This window comes from Nocardia goodfellowii, from assembly GCF_017875645.1.
In the GTDB taxonomy this organism is placed as follows: Bacteria; Actinomycetota; Actinomycetes; order Mycobacteriales; family Mycobacteriaceae; genus Nocardia; species Nocardia goodfellowii.
The window spans coordinates 1,465,247-1,481,750 of sequence record NZ_JAGGMR010000001.1 but is presented as its reverse complement, the minus strand read 5'-3'; the positions used below and the strand labels follow the sequence as shown (position 1 = coordinate 1,481,750).

The following is a 16,504-nucleotide window of genomic DNA, read 5'->3' as shown; positions in this document are numbered from 1 at the left end:
AGGAGGAACCACATGGCAGGCGACACGGTCATCACCGTCATCGGAAACTTGACGGCTGACCCCGAGCTTCGATTCACGCCCGCGGGGGCGGCGGTGGCCAATTTCACCGTCGCGTCGACTCCCCGTGTGTTCGACCGTAATTCGAATGAATGGAAAGACGGCGAAGCGCTTTTCCTGCGCTGCAACATCTGGCGCGAAGCTGCGGAAAATGTCGCCGAATCGCTGACCCGAGGCTCGCGCGTAATCGTGAGCGGACGACTGAAGCAGCGCTCCTACGAAACCCGCGAGGGTGAGAAGCGCACGGTCGTCGAACTCGAGGTCGACGAGGTCGGTCCCTCGCTGCGCTATGCCACCGCGAAGGTCAACAAGGCCAATCGCGGTGGTGGCGGCGGAGGCGGCTTCGGCGGCGGCAGTGGCGGCGGCGGGGGCAACAACTTCGCCGCGTCCTCCTCCGGTTCCGGTGGTGGTGGCGGTCGTTCCGGCGGCGCCGAGGACGACCCCTGGGGCAGTGCGCCCGCGGCCGGCTCCTTCGGGGGCGGCGGCCGCGTTGATGACGAACCGCCGTTCTAAGAACGGCATACATGGGCTTCGGGCCCGATAACCAACGGAGTAAAACCATGCCTAAAGCGCCCGCGCGCGAAAAGGTGCTGAAGAAGAAGGCTTGCACTTTCTGCAAGGAAGCCAAGTCCGGCACCGTCAAGATCGACTACAAAGACACCACGCTGCTGCGTAAGTACGTCAGTGATCGCGGCAAGATCCGCGCTCGCCGGGTCACCGGTAACTGCGTGCAGCACCAGCGCGATGTCGCCGTTGCCGTCAAGAACAGCCGTGAGGTGGCCCTGCTGCCTTACGTCTCCACGGCTCGCTGAGAAAGGGAAGCATCGCGATGAAGCTCATTCTTACTGCTGATGTGGACAACCTCGGTGCGCCCGGCGACACGGTCGAGGTCAAGGACGGCTACGGCCGTAACTTCCTGCTGCCGCGCGGCCTGGCCATCGTGGCCAGCCGTGGCGCCGAGAAGCAGGTCGAGGGCATCCGCCGGGCGCAGGACGCCCGTAAGGTGCGCGACCTGGATCATGCCAACGAGCTGAAGCAGGCCATCGAGGGCCTGGAGTCGGTCTCGCTGAGCGTGAAGACGGCCGGCACCGGCAAGCTCTTCGGTTCGGTCACCCAGGCGGATGTCGCCGCGGCCATCAAGGCCGCCGGCGGCCCGGTGGTCGACAAGCGCAGCATCGAGCTGCCGAAGTCGCACATCAAGAGCGTTGGCAAGCACGGCGTCGTGGTGCACCTGCACCCCGACGTGGTGGCCAAGTTCGACCTGCAGGTCGCGGCCAACTGATACCGGTTCGAAGACCACCCTCGTGTTCGCGCGAGGGTGGTCTTCGGCTGCGCGGCTGCGGTGCGAATCATCGATAGCCGCATATTTGCCATTCCTGGCGAGCAGAGCTCGGGTGCATCACCGGCGAATTCCGGTCCGCGCTCTACCACCGGTTATTCGGCCTGTGGATTACTAGGAAACCGACCGATCGCAATGTGAGGCGCGGCATCCTTCTCCACATCTGCCGTTAACCCAACACGCCCGGTTGTTCATCTCGACCGACACGCCGTGACTGTATTAATCCACATGTAGATAGCTCAGGAAATGAATATCTATCTGCACATTCTCGCGATGTGACCTGGGTTTTCCCCAGGTAGTCCACAGCGGCTGCACACGGTGAGGGGAACACTCCCCAAGTTATCCACAATTGTGTACACAGGGCGGTTTGGCGACCCGCCGTACTGTCGCCTAAGTTCGTCGCTGCACCGGGAACGAAGATCGGTTCGTCCGTGCCGCAACGGTTTGCTGGCACCCTGCCCGATAGCCTCATCGAAAGCGCCTGATGGCGTGGGGCGCTCGGCGAACGTGTCGGTACCCGGGAGTAGAACAACTCATCGATAGTGTGACAGCACCTCGTGGTCGCTACGCAGGCTCCGCTCCTGCGACGGTCGAGGGGACGAGAGGACGGTCGAGTCTGGTGGCAGTCGTCGATGACCGCGGGCACACCTCGGAATTCCCGCCCGAACCACCCGGCGAAGATTTCGGCCGCCAGCCCCCGCACGACATGGCGGCCGAGCAGTCGGTACTCGGCGGCATGCTGTTGTCCAAGGACGCCATCGCCGACGTCGTCGAAGTGCTGCGCCCGGGAGATTTCTATCGGCCCGCGCACCAAGCCATCTACGACACCATCCTCGATCTGTACGGCCGTGGCGAACCCGCCGACCCGGTCACCGTTTCCGCCGGCCTGGATCGCCGCGGCGAGCTCAAACGCATCGGCGGCCCGCCCTATCTGGTCACCCTGACCCAGACCGTCCCCACCGCCGCCAACGCCGGCTTCTACGCCGAAATCGTTGCGGAGAAATCCATCCTGCGCCGCCTCGTCGAAGCGGGCACCCGCATCGTGCAATACGGCTACGCCGGCGCCGACGGCCAGGACATCGCCGAAGTCGTCGACCGCGCCCAAGCCGAGGTCTACGAAGTCACCGAACGCCGCACCACCGAAGATTTCATGCCCCTGGAGGAACTCCTCCAGCCCACCATGGACGAAATCGACTCCATCGCCTCCCGCGGCGGCATCTCCCTCGGCGTCCCCACCGGCTTCACCGAACTCGACGAGATCACCAACGGCCTGCACCCCGGCCAGATGATCATCGTCGCGGCCCGTCCCGGTGTGGGTAAGGCGCTCGCCCTCGACACCCCGCTGCCGACACCGACCGGCTGGACCACCATGGGCCAGGTCCGCGTCGGCGACGAGCTCCTCGACGCCCACGGCCGCCCCACCCGCGTCGTCGCCGCCACCGAGGTAATGCACGACCGCCCGTGCTACGAGGTCGAATTCTCCGACGGCACAGTTCTTGTCGCCGATGAGCAGCATCAGTGGCTCACCGAGTCGGGCCTGCACCTGGCGAACCGCGTCGCTGTGCGGACCACCGGCGACATCGCCCACACCGTGCGTGGCCTCGATGGTGGTCTCAACCACCTAGTGGCCGGATCCGCGCACTCCGACCCTCGTCACATAGTGGATGTCCGTAAGATCGACAGCTTGCCAGTGCGGTGCGTCGAGGTAGACAACCCTGAGCACCTCTATCTCGCCGGCGAATCGCATGTGCCCACGCACAACTCGACACTCGGCATGGATTTCATGCGCAGTTGCTCGATCAAGCACGGTCTCGCCAGCGTCATCTTCTCGTTGGAAATGAGCCGCACAGAAATCGTCATGCGTCTGCTTTCCGCAGAGGCGAAGATAAAACTGGGTGACATGCGTTCCGGCCGGATGAGCGATGACGACTGGACGAAGCTGGCGCGCCGGATGAGTGAGATCAGCGAAGCCCCGCTCTTCGTCGACGATTCGCCGAATCTGACCATGATGGAGATTCGCGCCAAGGCGCGTCGGCTCAAGCAGCGTCACGACTTGAAACTCGTCGTCGTGGATTACCTCCAGCTGATGAGCTCTGGCAAGAAGGTCGAATCCCGTCAGCAGGAAGTCTCGGAATTCTCGCGTCACCTCAAGCTGCTGGCCAAGGAACTCGAGGTTCCGGTCATCGCGATCTCGCAGCTGAACCGTGGACCCGAACAGCGAACCGACAAGCGGCCCATGGTCTCCGATCTCCGTGAATCCGGCTGCCTTCCGGCATCCACACGCATTCTGCGCGCCGACAACGGTGCCGAGGTCACCCTCGGTGAACTACTTACCAGCGGTGAACAGCCCCTCGTGTGGTCGTTGGACGAGCGAATGCGAATGGTTGCCCGGCCGATGGTGAAGGTCTTCCCGAGCGGTCGTAAGGAAGTCTTCAAGCTGCGGCTGGCCTCTGGACGTGAAGTAGAAGCCACCGGCAACCATCCGTTCCTCACTGTTGACGGCTGGATCGCGCTGGAAAATCTTGCGGTCGGTGACCGCCTCGCCACACCGCGCTTGGTTCCCGAACCAGTGCGGACCGCGTCAATGGACGACTCCGAAGTCATTTTGCTGGCGCACATGATCGGTGACGGTTCCTGTGTGAAGCGTCAGCCGATCCGTTACGCCAGCATCGACGAAGCGAACCTCGCCGCAGTCGCCGCTGCCGCAGAGCACTTCGGCGTCACCGCGGTCCGCGACGAGTACGCCGCCGCTCGGGTCACCACGCTCCGCCTGCGGGCGCCTTATCAACTTACCCACGGCAAGCGGAACCCCATCGCATCATGGCTCGACGAGCTCGGCCTTTTCGGTCTGCGGAGCTACGAGAAGTTCGTTCCGCAACAGGTGTTTTCGCTGCCGACCCGTCAGGTAGCACTGTTCCTGAATCATCTTTGGGCTACGGATGGTTCCGTGCGCTGGGACGCGAAGGGGCGCCAGGCCCGGGTCTACTACGCCTCGACCAGTCGTCGCCTGATCGACGACGTGGCGCAGTTGCTGTTGCGCGTCGGCGTCCATGGGCGGATCAAGCGTGTGATCAAGGCCGGATACCGTGACAGCTGGCACCTCACCATCGACGGTGCGGAGAACCAGACAACTTTCCTCCGTGATGTGGGAGTAAACGGCGCTCGCGGTGAGGCAGCCGAAATCGTGCTGCGAGAACTCGCTCCGATCGTGTCCAATACCAACGTGGACACTGTCCCCAAGGAAGTCTGGTCCCAGGTCAGGACCCTCCTCGCCACCAAACAGATGACCCACCGCGACTTTTCGGCGGCCATGGGCTCCCGTTTCTGTGGGTCGGCCATGTGGAAGCGCTCCCCTAGCCGCGCCCGCCTCGCCCGAGTGGCTGCTGTCCTCGACGACGCGGATATCGAAATGCTCGCCACCAACGATGTCTTCTGGGACCGGGTCGTCGAGATCACCAGTCTGGGCGAGCAGGACGTCTACGACGGAACCGTGCCAGGCACGAACAACTTTGTGGCCCAAGGGATTGCAGTACACAACAGCCTCGAACAAGATGCCGATATGGTTATCCTTTTGCACCGCCCCGACGCCTTCGAGCGGGACGACCCCCGCGGCGGTGAAGCCGACCTGATTCTCGGAAAGCACCGTAACGGCCCCACCGCCACCATCACCGTCGCGCACCAGCTGCATTTGAGCCGGTTCGTGGATATGGCCCGCGGCTGAATTTTATTGCCGCGAAATGCAGACCATGCCGAGCCGGAAAGGTTCGGCATGGTCTGGATTTGTCTACTGTGGCGGCGCGCCGAAGAGGTCGTTGACGAGGCGCTGGGTGGCGGCTTGGAATTCTGCCGAAAGGGAGAGGTCGGCGTCGTCGATGTAGTTGAGGGTGGCGGTCAGGGTTTTGCGGCCGTCGGCGGTGGCGTACATCAGGGCGCCGTGGCCGCCGTGGCCGCCGTTGTGGGTGATCACTGTGCCGGAGGCGCTTTCCTGCACGAAGACGCCGAGGCCGTAGGGGATTTTGGAGTGCGGGGTGAACATTTGCTCCAGCAGGGCCGACGGGACCAATTTGCCGGTCACGAGTGCCGTGATGAAGGTGTGCAGGTCGGCGGTGGTGGAGATCATGTCGCCGCCGCCGGAGATCCAGGACGGGTTCTGGTTGGTGACGTCGGCGATCTGCTGGGCGCCCGCGGCGTCTTCGTAGCGGTAGTAGGCGTGTGCGTGGGGTTCGGGGATCTCGGTGGAGGTTTCGGGGACCACGGTGCCCGATAGGCCGAGGGGGCCCAGGATCAGCCGATCCATTTCCTGGCCCAGGGTGCGGCCGGTGACCTTCTCCACTACGAGTTTCGCGAGCACGTAGTTGGTGTTGGCGTAGCTCCAGTCGGTTCCGGGTTCGAACCGGGCCGGCTTGGACAACGCGAACTCCACCAATTCCTGTGGGCGGTAGGTTTTGAAGCGGTTGTCCACCCACGCTTGGCCGGACCAGTCGATGCCGGGGGCGACCGACCCGTCCTCGAAGACCTCGCCGGTGAAGTTGAAGACACCGCTGGTGTGCTGCAACAGCATTCGCACCGTGATCCGGGGGTCGAGGTCGAACTCGGGCAGATAGTCCACGACCGCGGCGTCCAAGTCGATCTTGTTTTCACCGGCCAGCTGCAACACCACCGTCGCGATGAAAGTCTTGGTGTTGCTGCCGATCCGGATGTGCCCGTCCACCGGCGGCACCGCGGTGGTGCCGAGTTCGGCGATCCCGGCGCTGCCGACCCACTCACCGTGTTCGTCGTTGACCCGCAACGACAACCCGGTGAAGCCGGTTCCGACCAGTTCATCGATGGTCTGCTGCAGCAGCGAGGGATCCTGGGTGGTCAAGGTGGTGGTCATGGTGGTCGCTCCTTCGAGGGTGTTCCGATCTCGTTCTGCGACAAACCTCCACCTTGACCCCGGGTCAACCTCAATAGTGATCTGGCTCACTACATCTCAGTCGAGCATCGCGTATGCCTCGACTTCCACCAGCACGTCGGGTTCGAAGAGGTAGTCGACTCCGATCGCCGAGAGCGGCGGCAACGGCCGGGGCAATCCGAGTTCGTCCGCGACGCGATCGATTCCGGCGACGAAGTCGTCGTACTTGTCCGGAGTCCAGTTCGTCACGAAGAACCGGAGGCGGACGACATCGGCGAAACTCGCGCCGGCTCCGGCGAGACCGCGCGCCGTATTGCGCAAGGCCTGTGCGACCTGACCGGCGAGGTCGCCCGTCGCGACCGCATTGCCTTCGGCGTCGCGCGCGATCTGTCCCGCCACGTGCACGTGGCGGGTACCGGTGCTGATCGACACGTGGTGGTACGGAACCGGACTGAACATGCCCGCGGGACTGAACAGCTGCACCGACATCGTGATCCTCTTTCGTAGTAGGTATCCGATGTCTACCTGGTATTCGAAGGGAACTTCAACGAGACTAGGTGTCATGCAGGAAACCGCCTCGCCGCTTTCGGCCGCCCCGCACCTCACCCAGCAGCACCGCGAATTACTGGACGAGGTGCTCGACAAATGGTCGATGCAGATCCTGGACGCGCTGTGCGGAAACTCGTTGCGTTTCAACGAGCTTCGCCGGGCGATCCCGGTCGTGACGCAGAAGTCGCTCACCGCCGCGCTGCGGCGGCTGGAACGCAACGGGATGGTCGAGCGCCATCTCCTCAGCACCCGCCCGGTCGCCGTCGAGTACCGCATCACGCCCCTCGGCAAGACGTTGCAGGACCTCATCGACGCGCTGCTGCACTGGTCCACGGTCACGTTGCCCGAGGTCGAGCGAGCCCGCACCCGCTTCGACGACCAGGAAATGTGATACCCCGCACAACTGTCACATCTCGCGAGGCTCAACTGTCTTCATGCCGAACGCCCTGAGACAGAGGAGAGACCCATGAGCGGGAACATCGATGTGGTTGTGATCGGCGGCGGGTACGCCGGTGTCATGGCGGCCAACCGCCTCACCCGGCGCGCGGACGTCACGGTGACGCTGATCAACCCGCGTGCCACCTTCGTGGAGCGAATCCGGTTGCACCAGTTGGCAAGTGGCACACACGACGCGGTCGCCGACTACCGCAAGGTGCTCAGCGAGCGTGTGCGGTTGGTGGTCGACACCGTTACCCGAATCGATGCGGCCGGTCGCACGGTGCTGCTGCGGGACGGCGACGCGCTCTACTACGACTACCTGGTCTACGCGGTGGGCAGTGGCAGCGCGGACTCGGCCGTGCCCGGCGCGGCTGAATACGCCTACCCGGTGGCCAGTTTGGAGCAGGCGCGGCGGTTGCGCGCTGCCGTGGATGCCGCCCCGGCGCAGGCGGCGGTAACCGTGGTCGGGGCCGGTCCGTCCGGTATCGAGACGGCCGCCGAACTGGCCGAACAGGGTCGCGTGGTGACGCTGGTGTGCGGCGGGGTGCTCGGGTCGTACCTGCATCCGCGCGGGCGGCGCTCGATCGCGAAGCGGCTGACCCGGCTCGGCGTGACAGTGCTCGAGGGCGGCGGCACCGAGGTGACCGGCGTGAGCGCCGATGCCGTGCGACTCGCCGACGGCCGTGTGCTGCCCAGTGCGTTGACCATCTGGACCGCTGGCTTCGGTGTGCCGGATCTGGCCGCGCGCAGTGGGCTGAGCACCGACGCGGCGGGCCGGCTTCGCACCGACGAGACGCTGACCAGTCTCGATGACGAACGCGTCATCGCGGCGGGCGATTCCGCGGCGCCCTCGGATCTGCCGTTCCGGATGGGCTGCCAGTCCGCGGTACAGACCGGGCCGCAGGCCGCCGAGACCGTGCTCAGCCGGATCGCGGGCAACAAGCCCGCGACCATCGACGTCGGTTTCGCGGGTCAATGCATCAGCCTGGGTCGCGGCGCGGGCGTCTTCCAGTTCTCCAGCAAGGACGACCGGGCGAACAAGCAATACCTCGGTGGCCGTCCCGGCGCGCTGCTCAAAGAGGCGGTCTGCTGGAGCACCGTCTGGCAGCTGAGCTACGAGGCGCGTAAGCCGGGTGTGCGCACCTGGTGGAGCAAGGACCCCAAGCGGCGGGAACTGTTGCGCGCCGCATCCACCGAAGCCCAGCCGATCCGCTGACTCACGCTCGAGCAGGGGCGTAGCACACAGTCCGTAACACCGGGGGCCTCTGGCACGACAGCTTTCGTGACAGACGGCCCGTCGGGGGGCCTGTCCATTTCCGCTTGTCGCTCCATGAAAATTAGGGATCAGGACATGGCTCTTCGTGAGTTCCTTGCCCGCCATCGCATCGGCGTAGGCGTGGCCGCACCAGCAGTGCTGGGCGTGACGGCGCTCGTCGCCGCCTCGTTCGCGCTGACATCCACTCCGGAGACCCGGGATACGCGGCTGACCAGCTCGGTCACCGAGTGCCACGACATGGTGACCATCTCGGTCGCCGGTCGTAACGACACACCGAATCCGGAGACCACGGCAATGCTGGTCGACGCCAACGGCAATCCGTTGCCCGCCGCGCTGTCGGGTGACCACCGCAGCGAGTGGGTGGATCCGGTGGTCAACGCACCGGCCGACGATGTGAACCCCGGCTCCTACCGCGCGGTGTATGTCGCCTATCCGGCGAACATGTCCAGCTATGAGGATTCGGTCAACGCCGGTGTAGCGAACACCAAGCAAGTCATGCGCGAGATCGCGCAGGCGTGCCCGGACACCCGTTTCTCCATCGTCGGCTACAGCGAGGGCGCGGACGTGGTGCGCCGTGTCGCGATGGAGGTCGGCAACCAGGAGTCCGACAAGGACGGGAAGTACGGAATCGTCGACCCGGACGATGTCGTGGGTGTGGTCATCCTCGCCGACCCGGGTCGCTCGGCCGGCGACGGGACCTTCATCGGCGCGCAGGATCCGAACCACCCGGACAACTTCGATCAGAAGTACAACGGCAAGCCGGTCTCGGGCCAGGGCGCGATGCCGGGCACCAGCGGCGGCTTCGGCAAACTGAACGGCAAGGTCGCCTCGTTCTGCTCCGAGGGCGACCTGACTTGTGCCGCGCCGCAGAATATTTCGCTGCTGCAGCTGGCGGTGAACGTCGGCCGGCAGATCAATGTGGACAACCTGGAGCGGGAGGGCTTGACCCCGGCGACCGGTCAGAACGTCGCCGAGGTGCTCGGCCGGATCGCGATGACGGCGTTCGCCGATATCGCCGCGCAGCCGAACTGGATGCAGAGCGACGAGACGTTCCTGAATGTGCTGCTGCGGGTTTCGGACCCGGCCTACAAGCCGGGCCAGAACACTCCCAAGACCCCGGTGAAGTCGGAGATCTCGACCGATGAGATGTCGCCGCTGGCCTACCTGCCGCAGAAGGTGCTCAACGAGATCATCGGGCTCATCGTGACCAACCAGAACACGATCCCCGTGGTGATGAGCGACCCGTACAAGCTCACCCTCGGACCGAACCACACCGGTCATCATTTCGACTACTGGAAGAACGCCGATCCGGAGAACGGCAAGCCGCTGACCTCCGCCGAGTACGCGGCCGCGTGGTTGACACATCTGGCGAAGCAGGCCCAAGCCGGTGAGCCGGTGGACAAGGCGGCCACGCCGAAGACCGAGGACGTCCAGGCGATGTACAAGGTGGTCGACGAGTCGAAGGCACCGAAGACCACCACGCCGTCGGCGACCTCGACCAGCAAGTCGCCCACCACGACACCGTCGACCAGCACCACGACAACCACACAGTCCGGTGCTGCCGCGACGTCGACGTCCGCCGCGCCGACCACCACGTCGTCCGGGACCTCGAGCACGACCACCGCGGCTCCGACGACCACCGAGGCGCCGAAGCCGACGACCGTCGCGCCCACCACCACGGTCGCGCCGACCACCACTCCGGCCGCGCCCACCACGACCACGGAGTCGGCCGCGCCGACCACCACCGAGTCGAAGTAGTAACCGCACCACCGAGAACCGGCCGGATCCGATCCGGCCGGTTTTTCGGTGTCCGGAGCCAGTCGCGCGCCGAGTCCGGAATTGGCAGTGTCGGATCATCGGATCTTTGGTTAGGCTCCCGGGTGGATCACAGAGTGGAGAAGGCCGATGACCAGGCGCGGATGGGTGCTGTTTCTCGCTATGGGCGCCATCTGGGGCGTGCCGTACGCGATGATCCGAATCGCGGTCGAGGATTTCGATCCGTTCGTGGTGGCGTTCGGGCGCACGCTCATCGGCGGGCTGATCCTGCTGCCGATCGCCCTCTTCACGAAATCGTTGATGCCGGTGCTGCGGCGGTGGAAACCGTTGCTGGCCTACACCCTGGTGGAGATCACCGGGCCGTGGTTCCTGATCGGTTACGCGGAAACCACGCTCAACAGTTCCACCGTCGGCCTGCTGATCGCGGCGGTGCCGCTGATCGCGGTGGTCCTGGTGGCCACCATGGGACACGAAACCTTCGACACCCGAAGGGTTCTCGGGCTGATCGTCGGATTCGGCGGCGTCGCCACGCTGGTCGGTCTGGACGTCGACCTGTCCGATCCGGCGGCGATCGGCGCGATCGGGCTCACCGCCATCGGTTACGCGATCGGGCCTATCATCATCAATCGCTCGCTCGCCGATCTGCCGCCGATGGGTGTGGTGACGGCGTCGCTGATGCTGGCCGCGATCATCTACGCCCCGATGGCGGCACTGCGCAGGCCCGCGCACTACCCCGCCGACGCCAGCTGGTCGGTGGTGGGCCTGGCCGTCATCTGCACGGCGCTGGCGTTTCTCGTGTTCTTCGCGCTGATCAGTGAGGTCGGCCCGTCCCGTGCCACGGTCATCACCTACATCAACCCGGCCGTCGCGATCATGCTCGGTGTCACCGCGCTGAACGAACCGCTCACCGCGGGCATGGCCATCGGCTTCCCGCTGGTCATCCTCGGTTCCATTCTCGGCACCGCCCGCTCGCGCGCGTCCCGGCCGGCGGATGACGCCCAGGTGGCACCCTGTGCGGATGTGCCGGTACCACCCGGTTCCTACAATGGTCGCCGATGAACGAGATCGCCGCGGTCGGTGCGGCCTACGACGAAATCGCTGAGCTCTACGACGAACTCGTGCGGCAGCCGCTCTACGGCAAACCGTTCGACGACGCGATGCTGGCCATCTTCACCGAGTTGGTCGGCCCCGGCGGCGTGGTCGCCGATATCGGCTGCGGTCAGGGCCGGCTCACCGCGCAGTTGGCCGAATCCGGTTTGGACGTGCGCGGGATCGACGTCTCCAGACGCCTGCTGGCCTTGGCGCGCAACGAGTTTCCGCAGTTGCGCTTCGACGAGGGCAGCATGGAGGATCTCGATTTCGGCGCGGCGAGTCTCGACGGCCTCGTCGCCTGGTACTCGTTCATCCATCTGCCGCCGGAGCGAATCCCGGGGGTGTTGAACGGGTTTCATCGGGTACTCCGAGCCGGAGGGCACGCCTTGTTCGCCTTCCAGGCGACGGACGGTTCGGAAGTGGTGGAGCCGTTCGACCACAAGGTGATTCGCGCCTACCGCTGGTCGCCGGAACGACTGGCCGAGCTGTTGCGTGACAGCGGCTTCGAGGTATCGGCGCGGATGGTCCGGGAACCCGGCCACGGCGAGCGGTTCGAGCAGGCCTACGTGTTGTGCTGTAAGCCACGATGATTCGCCGTACACGAGGCCTTCCGGCCGGGTAACTTTGGACTATCGCTCGTCCGACAACGTGGTCGATCCGTAACAAGACTTCACCACTGTCGTCAGGGGGCGACGTTCCATGGAGTTTCTCGCACCGATCGATGCCATTTTCCTGCTCGCCGAATCCCGGGAACACCCGATGCATGTCGGCGGCCTGCAACTGTTCGAGGCGCCCGAGGACGCCGGGCCCGATTTCGCCCGGTCCATCTATGAACGGGTGCTGACCGAGCACGAGATCAGTCCTACGTTCCGCAAGCGCCCGGCCACCTGGCTCGGTGCGCCGCAACTGGGCTGGTCCGAGGATCCGCACGTCGAACTCGATTATCACGTCCGGCGTTCAGCATTGCCGAGCCCCGGCACCTTCGACCAGCTGCTCGATCTGGCCTCCCGGCTGCACGGCCAGTTGCTCGACCGGCATCGGCCGCTGTGGGAGATCCGCGTGGTGGAAGGGCTCAACGACGGACGGTTCGCGCTGTACACGAAGATGCATCACGCGCTGATCGACGGCGTCGCCGCGCAACGCCTGATGCAGCGCACCCTGACCAGCGATCCGGCCGACCGCGAGATCCGGGTGCCATGGAATCTGCCGCGGCGGCACCGGGATCCGAAGCCGGAGAACTCCCGGCTCGGCGACGGTGCGCGAAACCTGATGTCCGCGGCGTCTTTCGGCCCGAAGCTGGCTCGTGCCGCTCGTTCGGCGCTGCTCGAACAGCAGCTGACGCTGCCGTTCGAAGCGCCGCGCACCATGCTCAATGTGCCGATCGGCGGCGCGCGCACCGTCGCGGTCCGGTCCTGGCCGCTGGAGCGGATCAAGCAGGTGAAGAAGGCGACCGGGAAGACCATCAACGACGTGGTGCTGGCCATGTCCTCCGGGGCACTGCGCAGTTACCTGCTGGAGCGAGACGCGTTGCCGGACAACCCGTTGATCGCCATGGTGCCGATGAATCTGCGCGGCGAGGACGACACCGAGGTCAGCGGCAACAAGGTGTGCGCCGCACTGTGCAATCTGGGCACCGATGTCGTCGACCCGGTGGCCCGACTAGCCGTGATCAGCGAATCGATGCACGACGCCAAGAATGTGTACAAGCAGCTGTCCAGCACCCAGGCGATGGCGCTGTCGGCGCTGACGCTCAGCCCGATCGCGATGTCGCTGCTGCCCGCCCTGGTGCAGCGGACGGCGCCGCCGTTCAACATCGTCATCTCGAATGTGCCGGGCGCGCGCGAACCCATGTACTTCAACGGCGCTCGCTTGGACGCCAGCTATCCGATGTCGATCCCGTTCGACGGTCAGGCCATGAACATCACCCTCACCACTACCGCGGAGAACCTGGACTTCGGTTTGGTCGGGTGCCGGCGCAGCGTGCCGGATATGCACCGGATTCTGGATCACCTGGAGAACGCGCTCGCCGAACTGGAGGACGCGATCTAGCACCGGAAGGCCGATCCGCCGAACGCAATCGGCAACTGCCAGGATGGTCGGGTGAGCGCAGACGTTCGGGTGTGTTTCGTCGGAGATTCGTTCGTGGCGGGCGTCGGTGACCCGCTGTTGCTGGGGTGGGCGGGCCGACTCGGGCAGCGCGCGGTCGCCGACGGGATCCAGCTCACCGCCTACAACCTGGGCGTGCGCCGCCAGACCTCGGCGGACGTGCTGAGCCGCTGCACCGCGGAATGCGAACAGCGGCTGCTCGCGGGGACCGATGCCCGGGTGGTGGTGTCGTTCGGCGTGAACGATGCCACGCAGGAGAACGGCGGGCCGCGGGTCGATCCGGCGGGGTCGGCGGTCAATCTGGCGAAGCTGCTCGAGCAGGCGGCCGAGCGCGGGTGGCAGGTGTTGATGGTCGCGCCGCCGCCGATCGACGATGTCGAGCACAACGCCCGGACCGCTGAGCTCGATGAGCGATTCGCCGAGGTCTGCGCGTCGCACGAGGTGCCGTACATCCAGGTGCACCAGGCCCTGCTGGCCAGCGAAGTGTGGATGCGTGAAGTTCGCGACGGCGATGGCGCGCATCCGGGCGCCGCCGGATACGACGTCCTCGCCGCACTGGTATTGCCCGATTGGCGCAAGTGGTTGCTGCGGCCGGCCCGCGATGTGCGGCGCGGCGAGTAAGAATAGCTCTGTCTGAGACGGATCGCTATCCGATTCGGCGCACCGATTCCCGGCGCTCGCGCACGTCCGCCAAATCGACCGGCCCGCCGGACTTTCGCGGCTGCGTCTCGATCACCGCTGCCAGTTCCGGTAGCCAGCGCACGATTTCGTCCCGGTACGGCCCCTCGGTTTCCAGCTGCGACAGCGTCCCGATCAGGGTCAGCGCCGAACGCGCGAACGGCGTGAAATACGCGGGCATCGTCAATTGCCGTGTCACGTTGGTCAATTGGAGTTTCGTCGTCCGCAGCACCTGGGTGCGCAACCAGGGCGTCGTCAGCCGATAGGACGACCGGCGGAACGGCTCACTGGCCGACATCACCGTCTTGAACAACGCGTCGATATCGAAATCCCGGCTGGATTCGACGAAACCGTGCCGGCGCGCGGCCGACTCCAGATCTTTCGGCCCGCCGGTGGAAATGGCGGTGCAATAGTCCAGTGCCAGTTCGTCGAAACCCTCGGGCGGCCACGGACAGCAGGCGCCGAAATCGACGATGCCGAGCCGGCCGTCGGCCAGCACCTGGAAATTTCCGGGGTGCGGATCGGCGTACAGCAGACCGTCGCGAGCCCAGCCCGACAGCACGAAGCGCAGCATGAGCATGCCCAGGCGATTTCGTTCGTCTCGGCTGCCGTTGGCAACCACCCGGGTCAGCGGAGTGCCGTCGAGCCATTCGGTGATCAGCACATCGCCGTGCTGCGCCACCACATTCGGAATATAGAACTCCGGATCGTCGGCGTAGGCGGCGGCGAAGGCCCGCTGATGCTCGGCTTCGGCGGCGTAATCGAGTTCGGCCCGCAGGCCGTCGGAGATCGCCTCGGTGACGCCCTTCACATCGGCGCCGGACAGAAACACCGTGGCCAGCAAGGAGATTCGGCGCAGTTGCGCCAGGTCGCCCTCGATCGCGGCCCGCGCGCCCGGGTACATGATCTTGACCGCGACCCGTCGGCCGTCGTGCCAGACCGCGCGATGTACCTGCCCGATGGACGCGGCGGCGGCCCGGCGATCGTCGAATTCCTGGAAATGCCAGCGCCAGTCCGCGCCCAGGCTCTCCGCCATGGCCGCGTGCACCATCGACGGCAGCATGGCCGGGGCCGAATCCTGCAGCTGACTCAGGGCGACGGTGTAGGGCTCGGCCACCTCGCGCGGCAGCGCCAGACCATAGATGGCCAGCAGTTGCCCGAGTTTCGCCGCACACCCCTTCAGTTCGCCCAATACCTCGAAGATGTGCTGGGCCGTGCGCAATTGGATGTCGCGGTTGATCTCGCTCGACGAACGGCCGAGCACCCGCTTGCCGACACCCGCGGCCTGCCGCCCCGCGTACGCCACCGGCAGCGCCGCCAGTTTGGCGTTGCGCACCGACCTCCGTACCGGCGGTTTCTTCCCAGAACCCAGCCCAGTCATGAATCACCTCACACTCTGCGCCGACCAGTGTTACCGCAGGTGCGGTGCGACACAAGAGGGCCTAGACTGTCTGGGACGTAATTGGCACAGACTTGAGAGGTGGCATCGATGGGATCCCAAACGGTAGTCGCCGACGTTGCCGACGAATTGGCGCGCCGGGTTGCCGCAGGGGAATATCAGCCAGGGGATTTGATGCCCTCGGTCCGCCAGGTCGCCGAGGAATTCCAGATGAACCGCGCGACCGCGCAGCTGACCCTCGGGCGGCTGGAGTCCTACGGTTTCGTCGAAGCACGCCGGGGCAAGGGGTTTACCATTCGTGACGTCCGGGAGGCGGGCGGCATCGATGTGTACCGGCATCTGTTTCGTTTTTCCAGTCCCGAGGTCGCGATCGATATGTTCCGCGACATGGTGGAGGTCGAACGCGGGATCGTGATGGAGGCGCTGCTCGCGTACACCGGCAGCGCGCAGGAGATCGATACGGCGGAATTGAAATCCGCCGTCGACGAGATGGAAGCGCTGGCGCGGCAAGAGGTTCCGGATTTCTACCGGATCCTCGATATCGAGCTCACGCTGGTGCGTAACCTGCTGATCAGTATCGGATCGAGCATGCAGCGCGCCATTCTCAATTCCATCGGCGACATGGTGCTCGAAGTGCCGAATGCCATCGAGGCCTACTTCGCCGGCGCCGCCGATCTGCATGTGCTGGTCTGGCGGGCGCTGATCGCGGTGTGGGAATCCGGGTCGGGCCCCTCGGAGGCGCAGCTGGCACTGTTCGAGGACCTGTTCGGGATGTACCACGAAAAGGTGATCGCCCGATTCACCGAACTCGTCGGCACTGTCGACGAAGCGGGCGAGGTGCACGCGGCGACCGCGTGATTGTGTTGAAAGCTGTGCAGCGGCCCGGACATCCGTCTGGGC

At 65.3% G+C, this 16,504-nt stretch carries 15 protein-coding genes; 12 read left to right on the top strand and 3 right to left on the bottom strand.

All coding sequences use genetic code 11. From position 1 onward, the window contains the following. The first annotated feature begins 12 nt into the window (after positions 1 to 12). From BJ987_RS06250 to BJ987_RS06235, 4 genes are all read left to right on the top strand, one after another. On the top strand, positions 13 to 570 hold the full coding sequence (locus tag BJ987_RS06250) for a single-stranded DNA-binding protein (RefSeq protein WP_209885539.1): 558 nt from the start codon (positions 13 to 15) through the stop codon (positions 568 to 570). Positions 571 to 617: 47 nt separating this feature from the next. Continuing rightward, positions 618 to 869: a 30S ribosomal protein S18 gene (rpsR, locus tag BJ987_RS06245; RefSeq protein ID WP_209885537.1), complete on the top strand. Its 252-nt coding sequence runs from the start codon at positions 618 to 620 to the stop codon at positions 867 to 869. 17 nt (positions 870 to 886) lie between these two features. Continuing rightward, the gene (gene rplI / locus BJ987_RS06240; protein ID WP_209885535.1) at positions 887 to 1,339 is read left to right on the top strand and encodes a 50S ribosomal protein L9; all 453 of its coding nucleotides are present in this window, start codon (positions 887 to 889) and stop codon (positions 1,337 to 1,339) included. Positions 1,340 to 2,015: 676 nt separating this feature from the next. Next, positions 2,016 to 5,117, top strand: coding sequence for a replicative DNA helicase (locus BJ987_RS06235; protein WP_209885533.1), 3,102 nt, complete (start codon positions 2,016 to 2,018; stop codon positions 5,115 to 5,117). Between the two features lie 63 nt (positions 5,118 to 5,180). Here the strand turns inward: BJ987_RS06235 and BJ987_RS06230 are convergent, their stop codons facing one another. Together BJ987_RS06230 and BJ987_RS06225 are read right to left on the bottom strand one after the other, a co-directional pair. Beyond that, positions 5,181 to 6,272: a serine hydrolase domain-containing protein gene (locus tag BJ987_RS06230; protein ID WP_209885531.1), complete on the bottom strand. Its 1,092-nt coding sequence runs from the start codon at positions 6,270 to 6,272 to the stop codon at positions 5,181 to 5,183. Between the two features lie 96 nt (positions 6,273 to 6,368). After that, positions 6,369 to 6,779 carry a Rid family hydrolase gene (locus BJ987_RS06225; RefSeq protein ID WP_209885529.1) on the bottom strand — a complete coding sequence of 137 codons (411 nt, stop codon included), beginning with the start codon at positions 6,777 to 6,779 and terminating at the stop codon, positions 6,369 to 6,371. A 73-nt stretch (positions 6,780 to 6,852) separates the two neighbouring features. Between BJ987_RS06225 and BJ987_RS06220 the strand changes: the two genes are divergently transcribed. The 7 genes from BJ987_RS06220 to BJ987_RS06190 all read left to right on the top strand — a co-directional run bounded on the left by BJ987_RS06220 (position 6,853) and on the right by BJ987_RS06190 (position 14,148). Further along, positions 6,853 to 7,230, top strand: a complete 378-nt coding sequence (locus BJ987_RS06220; protein ID WP_209885527.1) for a winged helix-turn-helix transcriptional regulator — start codon at positions 6,853 to 6,855, stop codon at positions 7,228 to 7,230. Between the two features lie 75 nt (positions 7,231 to 7,305). After that, complete coding sequence (locus tag BJ987_RS06215) at positions 7,306 to 8,493, top strand: NAD(P)/FAD-dependent oxidoreductase (protein ID WP_209885525.1); 1,188 nt, start codon at positions 7,306 to 7,308, stop codon at positions 8,491 to 8,493. A 135-nt stretch (positions 8,494 to 8,628) separates the two neighbouring features. Beyond that, on the top strand, positions 8,629 to 10,311 hold the full coding sequence (locus tag BJ987_RS06210; RefSeq protein WP_209885523.1) for a cutinase family protein: 1,683 nt from the start codon (positions 8,629 to 8,631) through the stop codon (positions 10,309 to 10,311). A 147-nt stretch (positions 10,312 to 10,458) separates the two neighbouring features. Then, entirely contained in the window at positions 10,459 to 11,388 is a 930-nt protein-coding gene (locus BJ987_RS06205; protein WP_209885521.1) for a DMT family transporter, read from the top strand. Further along, positions 11,385 to 12,011: a class I SAM-dependent DNA methyltransferase gene (locus BJ987_RS06200; RefSeq protein ID WP_209885519.1), complete on the top strand. Its 627-nt coding sequence runs from the start codon at positions 11,385 to 11,387 to the stop codon at positions 12,009 to 12,011. The genes BJ987_RS06205 and BJ987_RS06200 overlap by 4 nt, the downstream gene beginning before the upstream one ends. A gap of 109 nt (positions 12,012 to 12,120) precedes the next feature. After that, on the top strand, positions 12,121 to 13,470 hold the full coding sequence (locus BJ987_RS06195; protein ID WP_209885517.1) for a WS/DGAT/MGAT family O-acyltransferase: 1,350 nt from the start codon (positions 12,121 to 12,123) through the stop codon (positions 13,468 to 13,470). Positions 13,471 to 13,521: 51 nt separating this feature from the next. Continuing rightward, positions 13,522 to 14,148: a DUF459 domain-containing protein gene (locus tag BJ987_RS06190; RefSeq protein WP_209885515.1), complete on the top strand. Its 627-nt coding sequence runs from the start codon at positions 13,522 to 13,524 to the stop codon at positions 14,146 to 14,148. 25 nt (positions 14,149 to 14,173) lie between these two features. On the opposite strand, the gene BJ987_RS06185 is transcribed toward BJ987_RS06190, so the two are convergent. Then, complete coding sequence (locus tag BJ987_RS06185; RefSeq protein WP_307869515.1) at positions 14,174 to 15,541, bottom strand: ABC1 kinase family protein; 1,368 nt, start codon at positions 15,539 to 15,541, stop codon at positions 14,174 to 14,176. Between the two features lie 153 nt (positions 15,542 to 15,694). Here BJ987_RS06185 and BJ987_RS06180 point away from each other — a divergent pair, with 153 nt between their 5' ends. Further along, the gene (locus BJ987_RS06180) at positions 15,695 to 16,462 is read left to right on the top strand and encodes a FadR/GntR family transcriptional regulator (protein WP_209885513.1); all 768 of its coding nucleotides are present in this window, start codon (positions 15,695 to 15,697) and stop codon (positions 16,460 to 16,462) included. Positions 16,463 to 16,504 lie beyond the last annotated feature (42 nt).

Coding starts and splice junctions, on each gene's coding strand:
- BJ987_RS06225 (WP_209885529.1), bottom strand. CDS start 6,779: ATGTCGGTGCAGCTGTTCAGTCCCGCGGGCATGTTCAGTCCGGTTCCG.
- BJ987_RS06250 (WP_209885539.1), top strand. CDS start 13: ATGGCAGGCGACACGGTCATCACCGTCATCGGAAACTTGACGGCTGAC.
- BJ987_RS06230 (WP_209885531.1), bottom strand. CDS start 6,272: ATGACCACCACCTTGACCACCCAGGATCCCTCGCTGCTGCAGCAGACC.
- BJ987_RS06210 (WP_209885523.1), top strand. CDS start 8,629: ATGGCTCTTCGTGAGTTCCTTGCCCGCCATCGCATCGGCGTAGGCGTG.
- BJ987_RS06195 (WP_209885517.1), top strand. CDS start 12,121: ATGGAGTTTCTCGCACCGATCGATGCCATTTTCCTGCTCGCCGAATCC.
- BJ987_RS06205 (WP_209885521.1), top strand. CDS start 10,459: ATGACCAGGCGCGGATGGGTGCTGTTTCTCGCTATGGGCGCCATCTGG.
- rpsR (WP_209885537.1), top strand. CDS start 618: ATGCCTAAAGCGCCCGCGCGCGAAAAGGTGCTGAAGAAGAAGGCTTGC.
- rplI (WP_209885535.1), top strand. CDS start 887: ATGAAGCTCATTCTTACTGCTGATGTGGACAACCTCGGTGCGCCCGGC.
- BJ987_RS06215 (WP_209885525.1), top strand. CDS start 7,306: ATGAGCGGGAACATCGATGTGGTTGTGATCGGCGGCGGGTACGCCGGT.
- BJ987_RS06220 (WP_209885527.1), top strand. CDS start 6,853: ATGCAGGAAACCGCCTCGCCGCTTTCGGCCGCCCCGCACCTCACCCAG.
- BJ987_RS06180 (WP_209885513.1), top strand. CDS start 15,695: ATGGGATCCCAAACGGTAGTCGCCGACGTTGCCGACGAATTGGCGCGC.
- BJ987_RS06200 (WP_209885519.1), top strand. CDS start 11,385: ATGAACGAGATCGCCGCGGTCGGTGCGGCCTACGACGAAATCGCTGAG.